Origin of the sequence: Paenibacillus contaminans, from assembly GCF_003285015.1 — a bacterium.
Lineage (GTDB): Bacteria > Bacillota > Bacilli > Paenibacillales > NBRC-103111 > Paenibacillus_V > Paenibacillus_V contaminans.
Map to the genome: position 1 here is coordinate 146,842 of NZ_QMFB01000010.1, position 12,396 is coordinate 159,237.

The window sequence follows — 12,396 nt, forward strand, 5'->3', positions numbered from 1 at the left end:
GAGGAGCAGAGAGAGTATGAAGAAGCAGCTAGGAGTCATCGTGATTGTATTGATGACGGTTTTTATCGGATTTGGCATTATTATACCCGTTATGCCGGATATTGTGGCCGGTACGGGGAGGGGGGAATTCCATCTCGCATGGATGCTGTCGCTTTATTCCGCGGCTTCGTTCCTCATGTCTCCGATATGGGGCAGCTTATCCGACAAGTACGGGCGCCGTCCCATTTTGCTTATAGGCTTGATCGGTTTTTGCATAAGCTTCTTTGTTTTCGGTATGGCTGACGGAAGCTTGGCTCTCATGTATGCGTCGCGTATTATCGGCGGACTGTTCTCCGGTGCGGTTACAGCCTGCGCTGTTGCGTATGTGGCCGATATTACGACGGAAGAAACGAGAACGAAGGGCATGGGGCTTGTCGGCATGGCGATCGGACTCGGCTTTGTAATAGGGCCGGGGGTAGGCGGGTTATTAAGCCTCGTTTCCAATGGAGCGCCGTTTTACGCTTCGTCGATTCTCTCGCTGATCATGTTCGTGTTCGTGTTTTTCATGGTGCCGGAGTCGCTCACGCCCGAGCGCCGGCAGGCTCCGAGCGGACCGAAGACGTCCAGATGGACTGCTTTTGCCGGACCGCTTAAATATTTGTACGTATTGTCATTTTTCGTTTCTTTTACGCTCGCAGGACTGGAAACGACGTTTCAATTGTTCCAAATGCAGAAAATCGGGGCGGAGCCCTTTCATGTCGGCATCATGTTTTTCGTTAGCGGCATCGTCGGTGCGTTGATTCAAGGCGGGGTCGTTCGTAAGCGGATAAAAAACGGGGCGGAGCCGCAATGGATTTTAATCGGTCTCGTATTGTCGGCTGTCGGATTTATCCTTATTCTTTTTTCAAGCAACGTTATAACAGCAGCGATTTACATGTCCATATTCGGAGCGGGGAATGCGTTCATCCGTCCATGCGTCATTTCGCTTATTACGAAGAAAACGACGGTCGGACAAGGTGTCGCGACGGGCTTGAACTCGTCCATGGACAGCTTGGGCCGCATTGCGGGGCCGCTTTTCGCCATGCTGCTTTACGGCTGGCAGATCCAGCTGCCGTTTATCGTCGGAGGCGTGCTTTGCATCGCCGCCATTGTGCTTGTGCAGCGCTTCAGAGCGCTCGATCCCAAGGGAGCGGCAAGCAAAAACGAAGCGGCTATCCAATAGAAAAGTCAGATAGGGTAAGCAGGGATGAGCGGCATACGTGCTGTTTGTCCTTTTTTTGCTTTAACAAAACGGCAGGATACGGCTTCGCCGGCACGGCAAAAAGGCATTCAAGCGGAAAACCGGCCTGAATGCCATGAGGCGTTGACGCTACAATAACGATTCTACGCCGTCGATAAAGATTTCCGTACCCGATATATGGGACGAGTCCGGCGAGGCGAGGCGAGGAACAGGACCAGATCGGCGACCTGCTCCGGTTGTCCCGGTCCGTGCTCTAGCGGCATATTCCCCTCCGGATAGTTGACAGGGATTTCGATGCTTTTCAAGCCGGGCGTCGGGTGCGTGCTTTCGCTTATATTGGTTTGGATCGCTCCGGGGCATATGGCATTCACCCGGATTTTGTAGCGCGCAAGCTCCAATGCCGCCATTTTGACGAAGGCGACCTGCCCGGCTTTGGATGTGCTGTAAGCGGACATGCCGAAGCCCGAAAATACGCGGTTCCCGTTGACGGAGCTGGTTACGATGATGCTTCCGCCGCGTTCCTTCATATGCGGTATGGCGTATTTGACGGCAAGGAACGTTCCTTTGAGGTTCGTCGAGAGCGTATGGTCCCATTCCTCCGTGCTCATCTCCTCGATCGGCGCCAGCGTTCCGTTTATGCCGGCATTGGCAAACACAATATCTAGCCGGCCCCATTGGCCGACTGCCAGCTTAACGGCCTGTTCGACCCGCTGGGGGTCCGATACGTCGGTGTCGGCCGTAACCGCTTGTCCTCCGAGGCTTTCGATTTCCTGTTTAACCTGCTTCGTCCGCGTATCCTTCAAATCGACCAAGCAAACTTTGGCGCCTTCCCCGGCCAGCCGAAGCGCTGCCGCACGGCCGATTCCCGAGCCTGCGCCGGTTACGACGGCGACCATATCCTTTAATCGCTCCGAAGGCCGGATATCGTTGCGTTCCTTTTGCAAAACCGTCATCGCTAAACCCTCCTGTTATGTCCCGAGATAAGCTGCCTGCATAAAGGCATACCGCTCAATTTGCCGGCTGCTTCATTTCGTAGGGTAGTTTTCCCCAAACTTCCTATGATCAGCAGCAGATATTATCGGGTGGGGCAGCTACGGCGATTTCGGTTCGCGCGCCGACAAGCCGTACATGATGAAATCGACGGACAGCTGAATTTCGGCTTCGTCGTCCCAGTCTTGCTCGGGCAGAAGCAAAAAGCGTGTCAACATGTAACCGATCAGTACGGAGGCCGTCATGCGAACGACCGCTCCGGTCGGCATCTGTACGATTGTGCCCTGCTCTTGAAAATGCTCGACGACGCGATGGAATCGCTCCAGGATACGCGCGCCGACATGTTCGAGAAATTGCTTCTTGAGCTCCGGATGAAAAGGGATTTCCTGCAGCATAACCTTTATGACCGGCAAGTGCTTACGGGCGAACTCCAGCCGGTTTCGCACCATAGCGCGCAGAAAATCCTCGAAACGCTCGTAGGGCAAATCGAAAACATTTCCGAAATCGCGCAGGACGAAAGGAAGGACGAGCTTGGACATCATCGGGGCGACAATGGAAAGCAGCAGCTCCTTCTTGGTTCTGTAATGGCGAAAGATCGTTCCTTCCGCCACGCCCGCTTTTTGCGCGATTTCGCTCGTAGATGTTGCGGCGTAGCCTTTCTCGGAAAAAATCTCGACGGCCGCTTGCACGATGCGAAGCTGCTTATCCGTCATTTTCACGTTGTCGCCGTCCAAATTCATGAAGTCGGCGAGCCATTTATCAATAGGGTCGTTCATACGGACACCTCTCGCTCCTAAGATGCGAACTACGCAGTTTTGAGGGGATTCGTCTCCACCATACACCGATTAATCGCGTTTGCGCAAGGCGGCCGGTGCGATAGCGTTTTGCCGGCATAACGTTCGTCTAAGAACGGAGTGCGAGCGGCAGCAAAATTGTCACGCGCGTTCCGTGTCCGAGCTTGCTTTCGATTCGTATATGGCCTTTGAAGAGGTCGATAATCTTCTTGGCGATCGGCAGGCCGAGACCCGAACCGCCTCTTTCCCGGTTCCGCGATTTATCGGCGCGGTAAAAGCGTTCGAACAAGTACGGCATATCGGCTTCCGCGATGCCGATTCCGTTATCTTCGACGACGATTTCGGCGTACGTGCCCTGCTGAACGGCTTGGACCGATACCTTCCCGCCGTCCTGCGTATATTTCATCGCATTCGAAATAATATTGAGCAGCACATGCCGGAGCTCGGTTTGCGGAATCGCGGCAAACAATTCGGAAGGAGGCAGCCGAAGGTCGAGCTTGACGCTTTCGTTCAGGAATACCGCCTGGCTGCATATCGCTTCGAGCGTTTCTCCAAGCGGCGCCGGCTCGGTCTCGCCGTTTTCGGAGCCCGCATGGGCGCTTTCAAGCGTAATGGTTTGGAGGAGCTGGTCGGTCAAGAGACGAAGCCGTTCCGTTTCCTTAAGCATATAATCGAGCGATTCGTCCAAAACATCCGGCTTATGCTTGCCCCAACGGCGCAGCAAGTTGGCATGTCCTTCAATGATCGCAAGCGGCGTGCGAAGCTCATGCGAAGCGTCGGCGATAAATTGCTTTTGCTTATCGAAGCCCGCTTCCAGACGCTCGAGAAGACCGTTCAGCGTAACCGCCATCTCGCGCAGCTCATCCTTAGAAGGAGGGAGGGCGATGCGCTCATGCAGGTTTTCCACATCGAGCCGCTTTACCTTCCAGGTTATCGCGCCGATCGGACGAATCGTTATTTTTGCCGTTAAATAAGAGGCGAAAGCCGCGATGACGATGCCGCCTAACGAACCGATGAGCAGCAAGTTGCGGATAAAGCTTATCAATTTATCGACGCTGTCGGCGTTTTCGTACAACTCGAAGGTCAGCATTTGTTCGCCGAACACTTGTCCGGGAATCGTTTTGCGGGCGAAGATGATATGGGCTCCGGGAACTTTATAGTCGAATTTGCCGTACGACAGCGGCTCGTCCCCCGTCTGGGCCAGCTCGGGCTTTACCCATTCTTTAGGGAAGCGCACTCCCTTCTCGAAAATGATGCGGCCGTTTCGGTCGATAATGCGGATGTACTGATTGCGTTCGAGCTCGCTTTGCCACGTCTGGATCGTCATCTTCGGGTTTTTGCGGATGTCGTCGATCAATTGATCGATGCGCACTACAAGAAGATCCTCCTGATAAGCGATCGCCATCTTGGAGAAGGTGACGAACACGAAGGAATGGGTAATGATCAAAATAACCAAAATGATGCAGGTAATGGTCAAGCTTGTTTTCCATTTGAATGACACCGGTTTATTCGCTCCCTCGCAGCACGTAACCGACGCCGCGTACCGTATGAATCAATTTCGTTTCGAAGGAATCGTCGATTTTGGCCCGCAGATAGCGGATATAGACGTCTACGACATTCGTCTCTCCGGCGAACGAGAAGCCCCACACATGGCGAAGCAGGCTTTCGCGCGTTTGAACGACACCTTTGTTTTCCAAAAAATATTTAAGCAAATCATACTCTCTGACGGAGAGATCGATTTGCTGGCCTTCCCGCTCGACCCGATGGGCGACCGGATCGAGCACAAGATCCTGGAGCTTGTACGTGTCGCTGCTTCTGTCCGCTTGCCGGCGCTGAATGGCGCGAATACGGGCAATCAGCTCTTCGATGGCGAACGGCTTGACGACATAATCGTCCGCGCCGGCATCCAGGCCGTTTACCCGTTCGCTGATCATTCCGCGAGCGGTCAGCATCAAAATGGGGATTTGCTTCGATTCCCGAAGCTTCTTGCAAACCTCGATGCCTTCCATTCCGGGCAGCATCCAATCGATCAATATCATATCAAACTCATGCTCAAGCGCAAGGGAGAGCCCTCCCGGGCCGTCATGAGCAAGCGTTACGAGATAACCTTCGTGTCCAAGCTCCAGCTGAAGAAAGCGGGCGAGCGGCTTCTCGTCTTCAATAATCAATATGCGGTACATCATTCCATTCGTTTCCTTTCCGTGGCGGATTAGGCGAAGCGACCGAATCGGGAATAAAAGAAGCTGTCCGGGAGGACAGCCGTGGTCGTTTGATCGTTTATCGGATAGTATAACGCGAGAGTGGCTCTAAATCACGGTAAACGCGTCTGTCCTTAGCTTATGCATACGAAGTCGCTTTCTTTCAAGTCGTTTGTCGCTGTGGTAAACGGAACATGAACCGCCGTATTAAGACGTCGCAAGCGCCGTTTTGATTTTATGCAGAAGCTGCGGCTTCGTCACGCCGTTCGCTTCGGCAATTTCCGTTAACGTTCGTCCTGCCTGCAGTTCGCCGGAGAGCGCCTCGGGCGTCGTGCCGATTATTGCGGCCATCTTATCCGGATCGAAAGCTTGCAGCGGATGATCGGCAGCTTCCGTCTTTTCGTCTTCCAGCAGCGAGCTGCCTTTCTGCCTCAGCATAAAGTCGATATGGCGAGTCATACGCGTTCTAATCGCGTCTGCGGTAACGCTGTTCAAGCGGCCGCTTTCCACCGCACGCTCGATATTGCCGGAACGCAGCTCGAGCAGCTTGCCCGCAAGCTCTCCTGCGGACATTCCTTGCTGCAAGGAGATGTCGGATAGCGACTTATCCAGCGCAAGCTGCTGCTTAAGCTGAGCTTCCTCCAAGTTAAGCAGGGCGGCCGTTTCTCCGACGATCGGCAATCGCTTTGCTCGCGTCCTCTGCTGGACGTTGTCTCTTTGCTTGAAAATTCGCTGCATGGCCAGGCTGGAATCCGAACGAATCGAAGATTTGCCTTCGGCGGACGCGCGCTTCGGCGCGGTGCCCAGACAGCTGCTTAAAATAAGGGTAAGCGCGAGTGCGCTGATCATCATGTTTTTGGTTGTAATAACATGCATGTCGGTATAAACCTCCTCGTAAGAACAGCGCATTCCATACCTTGTTCGATTGCGCCGTGACGCTTCCAGTATACAAGCCCAAGCTGAACGTAAGATTAATATAATATAAATATTCCGCTTGCGGCGCGTATGGATGCGTTTTCTTAAAAATGTAAACGGATGGCGTCAACAGACGCCGACAGGCGTTTATCCGATTCCCGGTAAACGCGGCTGCCGGCAAAAACGTGTATCCTTGCCTGTTAATACGTAGGAGAAGGGATAAAGTTTCGGACGATCAGCTTATTGCAAGCCGATATAACGGCATCAGCGCCGTAAAGGTTTCTTTGGCCATACGGACAAAGGTTTCTCCATCCTTTACCGCAGGATCGTCCGCCTGAATATGGCGTCCTACGAGCAGTTCGACCTTCTGGACGTCGCGAAAACGCTCAAGCTCTTTCTGAAGGGCTGCTTTGGTGAGACTGCCGGCCTGGACGGCATCTTTCTGCATATGATCGAACGAGAGGACGTAATCTTTGGGAATCGTCCGCCGGACCGTATCGATTTTGCGCAAATAGTCCGAGGCGATTTTCCGCTTCTCCGGCAGTTCGTAAATAAGCGCAAACCACATGAAGGCGTGATCGTCGAAAAGGCCGATTTGAAAATGCGGGTGCTGCTTATAGCCGCGCTTATTATGGCAGAAAGCCATCCACGTATCTTTGGGCGGATTGACTTTGCGGCGCGCATGTCTTGCGATATGCACATGCATTTCGCTTCCCGCCGCCAAGGCGATGTCTTCGCAGAGCGAGTCGCCGAGCGCCTTGAACTTCGGTTGAATTCTCGTTTGAATCGCTTCCATCCGGGCTTCGAGCCCGTCGATTTGAAAAGCGGCGAAATCCGATTCGTTAAATCCGGTAAAAGCCATCTTGGTGTCGTTCCTTTCAAGGGTGATTTTTCAAGTAAAATATGGCGATTTGCGTCCTGTCGCGGAGCCCGAGCTTGCTGAGTATTTCCGTTATGTAGTTTTTGACCGTTCCTTCGCTCAAAAAAAGCTCTGCGGCAATTTCTTTATTCGATTTTCCTTCTGCGATTTGATGCACGACAAGCATTTCAGCCGGTGTCAAGCCGAATTGCTCCCAATCCGTCTTGGTTTGCTTGTCTGGCTCGGCATCGGCCGGTTTGATCATCGTGGCAAGCTTTTTCGCGATGTTCGGATGAATAAGCAGGTTGCCTTGATGAACGGTGCGAATGCCGTCGATGATACGGTCGGGCGCGATGTTTTTGAGCAAATAGCCGTTCGCCCCGTACTGCAGCGCTTGCGCGATATATTCGTCATCATCGAATGTTGTCAGTATCAAAATGGCGATATCCGGATTATACTGCTTGATTCGCCTAGTCCCTTCGACGCCGTCGCATTCCGGCATCCGAATGTCCATCAGGACGACGTTCACATCCTCGCCCCGCTCTACGAAACGGAACGCTTCGTCCCCGTTCGTGCAAGTCCCTACAACCGACAGGGAAGCGTCAAGATCGAGTATCAGCTTGAGGCTTTCCCTTATAAACGGATCGTCGTCGACGATCAAAACATGAATCACGTGGCGTCCCCCCAATGATGACGGCATCTTAAACGATTATCGCTGTTCGACGATCGGGATGACCGTCGTTGCCGTAAAGCGGTCGCCCAACTGCAGCTTGAGTTCTCCGCCCAGCAAACGAGCCCTTTCCTGCATCCCGCTCACGCCGAGGCCGATTTCGCCGATCGATTGCGGAACGGTGCCGTTATTCGTAACGGACATCGTAATCCGCTTGGGCTCGAAGCGCACGTGGATCGTCACCTCGGTCGCTCCGCCGTGCCGCACCGCGTTCGTTATCGCTTCCTGGGCGTTGCGGTATAAAGTCACCTCGCAGCTCGGATATAGCGCGAAGGGCATGCCATCATACGTGTACCGCACGCGGATGCCGCTGTCCTGCCCGAGATCGTCGATCAGCTTGTCGAGCGAATAGGTGCGGCTGTCCGCATCCGCAGGCTTCATATTGCGAACCGTGGCGCGAAGCGTCTCCATGCTGTCCGTCATCTGGTCGCGGACCAAATTGATCATCTGCATCGCTTTATCCGGCTGAGTAGGGAAAATTTGAATACCCGCCTCCAGCATCATCTTCAAACGGATCAGCTTATGGCCGAGATCGTCGTGCAGCTCGCGCGAGATCCGGTTGCGTTCTTCGATCTGCGCGCTGTTTTCGACTTTCTGCGCGTATTCGACGATTCTTTTGCGCGCTTCCTCCAGTTCGTAATGCTTGCGTCTAAGCTCGTCGTACAAATGCTGAAGCTCGCTCCGGTGAACGGTCATGTGGCGGAAATGAAGAAGCAGGAAAGCGAAGGCCGCATATACCGTATTGGCAAACAAGTACAAAACAGGCTCTTGGCCGGGCATTGCGGCGTTCATGCCAACCAGGACGGCGATCAAACCCGTTGTGCGGGCGGTACGGCCGCTCCATTGCGATATCGGGACAAGCAGCGAGGCGGACAAAAGAAAGAGCACGCCTCCGTATGAATGACTCAGCGCAAAGCACATGACCGCTTCCGGCAGCAGGAGAAGCCGGGCAATGCGGCCGTCCGCCAGCCGTTCGCGAACGCGAACAAGCAATAGAAAAGCGAGCAAGCCGATCGTATAGGGCGCGATCGGGTCGATCGTCGCCACGTACATCGTCGCTATGCCTGCAAATACAACGAGCGCATACCGTATCCAAGCGAGTGTATGCAACACTTCGGTTCAGTCCTTTATCGATCGCGGCTTACGGCAAATGAAGTTTAAGCTTGAGAAACAGCCGTTTCAGTCGATTATAGCATAGATTGGCCAGATGCGGGCCGGACGGGAATATGACTTTCGTCACCTGTCATGCATGACTATTTCTTATCGTGGCAATCGGCGGATTTGTGTACAATAAAAGCAGAGGAAAGCGGATCGGAGAGATGAACGGTGGCATTCGTACAAATCAAGCATGCGGTTAAACGATATGGCGTGAAACTGACGGTCGACCATCTAAGCTTGTCGATCGATCAAGGGGAAATATTCGGTCTGCTCGGTCCGAACGGTGCAGGCAAAAGCACGACAATCGGCATGATCGCCGGCCTTCTAGCAGTCGATCAAGGCGATATTATCGTCGACGGCATTTCCGTCGTCGACAATCCGCTCGAGGTCAAAAAAAGAATCGGACTCATCCCGCAGGAGCTGGCGTTGTTCGAAGGGCTGACCGCGCGCGAAAACGTGGCGTTTTTCGCAAGGCTGTACGGTCTGCGCGGCAGGCTGCTGGACGAACGCATTGCAGAAGCGCTTGCTTTCGTCGGATTGAGCGGGCATGAGCGGGACCGGCCGGAAGCTTTGTCAGGCGGGATGAAGCGCAGGCTGAACATCGCATGCGCAATCGCGCACAGGCCGAAGCTGATTATCATGGACGAGCCGACGGTAGGCATCGATCCGCAGTCGCGGAATCATATTTTGCAATCGGTAAAGTTTTTGAATCAAATGGGGTCGACCGTGATTTATTCGACGCACTACATGGAGGAGGTCGAGGCAATCGGTACGCGGGTCGGCATTCTCGACCAAGGGCGGCTGATCGCCTGCGGGACTAAAAGCGAGCTGCGTAACCAGGTAAGCGGGGAGGAGAAGCTGGACATCCAGGCGGCATCCGACGTACGGCAGGCGGCCGTCGAAGAGCTCAAGCTTCATCCGTATATCGATTCCGTCGAAGTCGACGGCAGGCGCATCGGCATCGTCACCCAATCCGGCAAAGCGGCTTTGCAGGATATATTATTCGTCTTCGCCAAGCACGAAATCGCGATACAAGCGTTAACCCGGGTCGAGCCGGATTTGGAAACGCTGTTTCTGTCGCTGACGGGTCGTAAGCTGAGGGACGACTAGCGGGAGGCTCTGCGGCGCACGATTGCGCTTTGCGCCCGCAAGGTTTTATAGAGACCTATTTAACGAGTGCATGGGGCCGGTCGCCATCCGGCAGCGCTGCCGGTAAACCGGCGCCGGGTACACCACCGGTTCGATTTTGGAGGAGTAGCGATGCAAGCTTTCGTCATTGCTTATTATGAAATTATCAATAGCTTCAGGCTGCGCTATTTTATTGTGATCATGTTTCTCATGCCGATGGTGTTTATTCTGATTCTCGGAAACGCGCTGTCGAGCGCATTCGTTTCCGGCGGTAATGCGGAACTTAAAGCGATAAAAACCTTCGTTCTCGACGAAAGAGCGGAACGGAATCCGCCTTTTTCGAACGAAATCGAGCGGCAAACGGGGATCCGGCTGGAAAGCGTTCATTCGCGGGAGGAATTGTTTCAGAATGTGAAGAGCGATGCAGATGCAGTAGGGCTGATCGCATCAGACCGAGGCGAGGCGAAGGAAATCCTGTGGGAAATCGTGCCCGGGCGCAGCTTGGATTCGAACGCGGCGGTCGAGTCTTGGATTCGCGGATTCGCGGCTCAATTGGGTGCGATGAAGCTGGGCGAGGGAGCCCGCTCCGCCCCTGTACGCGAAGCGGAACAAATCGAGACGGTTAAACTTGACAAAGGCAGCTCCTATTCCGCGCTGGAATACTATTCCGCTTCGATGCTTATTATGACGCTTCTTTACACCGGCATGTCCACCTCGATCGGCATGGTGAAAAGCAGGCAAAGCCGGCTTCTTTCCAGGCTCGTTTCGATGCCGATTCCGAACAGCCGGATCGTCTTAGGCTATTTTATCGGGAATACGCTGACAGCCGTCATACAAGCGGTTTTTCTTATCACCGGCACGAGCTTGTTGTACGGCGTCGACTGGGGGGATAGTCCGCTCGTTCTGACGATCATTTGTGCGTTAACGATTGTCAGCTCCATCAGCTTGGGCGTGGTCGTAGGGCTTCTGGCCAAAAAAACGTCGCACGTCATCGTTTTTTTTCAAGCGCTGATCGTTACGATGATGTTCGTAAGCGGCGGTTATAGTCCGATAATGGGTGCGCTGGGCGAGAAGATCGGACCGTGGACGCTGAACTATTGGGCGTTCCAGCCCATTTTGCACATGATGTCGGACGGAGAGCTGTATTTGATGGCTGAGCATATGACAGTGCTTGGCGCGATTGCGATTACGCTCGGTCTGTCGGCGTTTACGATATACCGGAAGGCGGGTTTCTATGAATAGCCTCTTGATTGCGCAAAATTTGTTGAAAAGGACGATCGGCAGAAGGCGGGCTTGGCTTTATTCCCTGGTGCTGCCTCTGCTCGTCATGTCAGGGGTCATTTCCTTCACCGATTCAATCGAGCAGCGGGCGGTCATCGGCATCGTCAATGCGGACGGCGGAGAGCTGGGCGAACGGCTGCTTGCCGAGCTGAACGATCAGCCGGTTTATTCCTTCGAAGTGGCGGCAGACCGGCAGTCGCTTGAAGCATCTGTGCTTCGCGGGGACTATACCGCCGGAATGATTGTACCGGAGCGTTTCAGCGAGTCGTTAGTAAGCGGCGGCCAAGCGGGGCTTGTTTTTTTTACGGCGAACGAGAGCGGTTATACGAATGCATTTCGTTACAAAACCGAGCAAACGCTGGAAAAAATGCGAATGGCTTTGGAGGCGGCGCGACAAGGCGGGGCGGACGAAACGCAGCTTTCGGCGAAAGCGGACGAGGCGCTTCGTTCCGTACAGGCCTCCAACTATGTTAAGGTGAACGGCTCCGGGATGCAGCCGCACTTTAAAATCGAGATGACGGCAGGCTTTTTGATCATGTTTCTGATGATGATGAATAACGGGCCGATTTCGATTATGACGGAGGACCGCAGAAACGGGACGTTCGAACGTATTTTTGCCGCTCCCGTAAAATCCCGTGAAATCATCGCCGGACAATTCCTCGGCAGTTTGATGTACGGATCGATTTTGCTGATCGTTTTGCTGGCCGTTTCCTACATGCTGCCGGGTTTCGCTTTTGACACGGGCTTTTTGCAGCTGCTGCTCGTATTCGAATGTTTTTTGCTGGCATCGATCGGATTTTCGGGTGTGCTTGCCGCCGCTTTTGGCGATACTGGTACCAGGCAGGGAATCAATGCGCTGGCCATTATCCCGACCTGCATGCTGGGCGGCTGTTTTTGGCCGGTTGCGTTCATGCCGGAATGGATGCAGAAGCTCGCTAACTTCGTTCCGCAAAAATGGGCGATTGACGCGGTCAAGCAGCTGTATGCGGGAGCGCAGCTAAGCGACGTAATGCCGAATCTGACGATTCTTGTCTTATTCGGGGCCGTGATGCTGGCATTCGGTTCTTTCGTTTCGCAGCCCGTAAAGGCGCTTAGCGCGAAATAGCGGGCGAGACGGCTTGTCA

At 53.9% G+C, this 12,396-nt stretch carries 11 protein-coding genes and 1 pseudogene; 4 read left to right on the forward strand and 8 right to left on the reverse strand.

Annotated features, from left to right (window positions below):
• Window positions 1–16: 16 nt before the first annotated feature.
• The gene (locus DQG23_RS18235; protein WP_113032297.1) at window positions 17–1,201 is read left to right on the forward strand and encodes an MFS transporter; all 1,185 of its coding nucleotides are present in this window, start codon (window positions 17–19) and stop codon (window positions 1,199–1,201) included.
• Window positions 1,202–1,348: 147 nt separating this feature from the next.
• On the opposite strand, the pseudogene DQG23_RS18240 reads toward DQG23_RS18235, so the two are convergent.
• The 8 genes and pseudogenes from DQG23_RS18240 to DQG23_RS18275 all read right to left on the reverse strand — a co-directional run bounded on the left by DQG23_RS18240 (window position 1,349) and on the right by DQG23_RS18275 (window position 8,818).
• Window positions 1,349–2,172 (reverse strand): annotated as a pseudogene (locus DQG23_RS18240) (SDR family oxidoreductase).
• Window positions 2,173–2,310: 138 nt separating this feature from the next.
• Window positions 2,311–2,985, reverse strand: coding sequence for a TetR/AcrR family transcriptional regulator (locus DQG23_RS18245; RefSeq protein WP_113032298.1), 675 nt, complete (start codon window positions 2,983–2,985; stop codon window positions 2,311–2,313).
• 127 nt (window positions 2,986–3,112) lie between these two features.
• A complete protein-coding gene (locus tag DQG23_RS18250; protein ID WP_113032299.1) occupies window positions 3,113–4,504 on the reverse strand; it encodes a sensor histidine kinase in 1,392 nt (463 codons plus the stop codon).
• A gap of 4 nt (window positions 4,505–4,508) precedes the next feature.
• Complete coding sequence (locus DQG23_RS18255; RefSeq protein ID WP_113032300.1) at window positions 4,509–5,186, reverse strand: response regulator transcription factor; 678 nt, start codon at window positions 5,184–5,186, stop codon at window positions 4,509–4,511.
• A gap of 222 nt (window positions 5,187–5,408) precedes the next feature.
• On the reverse strand, window positions 5,409–6,077 hold the full coding sequence (locus tag DQG23_RS18260) for a hypothetical protein (RefSeq protein WP_113032301.1): 669 nt from the start codon (window positions 6,075–6,077) through the stop codon (window positions 5,409–5,411).
• Between the two features lie 274 nt (window positions 6,078–6,351).
• Window positions 6,352–6,978, reverse strand: coding sequence for a YktB family protein (locus DQG23_RS18265; RefSeq protein WP_113032302.1), 627 nt, complete (start codon window positions 6,976–6,978; stop codon window positions 6,352–6,354).
• Window positions 6,979–6,994: 16 nt separating this feature from the next.
• Window positions 6,995–7,648, reverse strand: coding sequence for a response regulator transcription factor (locus DQG23_RS18270; protein ID WP_113032303.1), 654 nt, complete (start codon window positions 7,646–7,648; stop codon window positions 6,995–6,997).
• Between the two features lie 36 nt (window positions 7,649–7,684).
• The gene (locus DQG23_RS18275; protein WP_113032304.1) at window positions 7,685–8,818 is read right to left on the reverse strand and encodes a sensor histidine kinase; all 1,134 of its coding nucleotides are present in this window, start codon (window positions 8,816–8,818) and stop codon (window positions 7,685–7,687) included.
• A 213-nt stretch (window positions 8,819–9,031) separates the two neighbouring features.
• Here DQG23_RS18275 and DQG23_RS18280 point away from each other — a divergent pair, with 213 nt between their 5' ends.
• The 3 genes from DQG23_RS18280 (at window position 9,032) to DQG23_RS18290 (ending at window position 12,377) form a co-directional block, all read left to right on the forward strand.
• Window positions 9,032–9,973: an ABC transporter ATP-binding protein gene (locus DQG23_RS18280; protein ID WP_113032305.1), complete on the forward strand. Its 942-nt coding sequence runs from the start codon at window positions 9,032–9,034 to the stop codon at window positions 9,971–9,973.
• Between the two features lie 150 nt (window positions 9,974–10,123).
• Entirely contained in the window at window positions 10,124–11,233 is a 1,110-nt protein-coding gene (locus tag DQG23_RS18285; RefSeq protein WP_113032306.1) for an ABC transporter permease, read from the forward strand.
• A complete protein-coding gene (locus DQG23_RS18290; RefSeq protein ID WP_113032307.1) occupies window positions 11,226–12,377 on the forward strand; it encodes an ABC transporter permease in 1,152 nt (383 codons plus the stop codon). The genes DQG23_RS18285 and DQG23_RS18290 overlap by 8 nt, the downstream gene beginning before the upstream one ends.
• The last annotated feature ends 19 nt before the right edge of the window (window positions 12,378–12,396 follow it).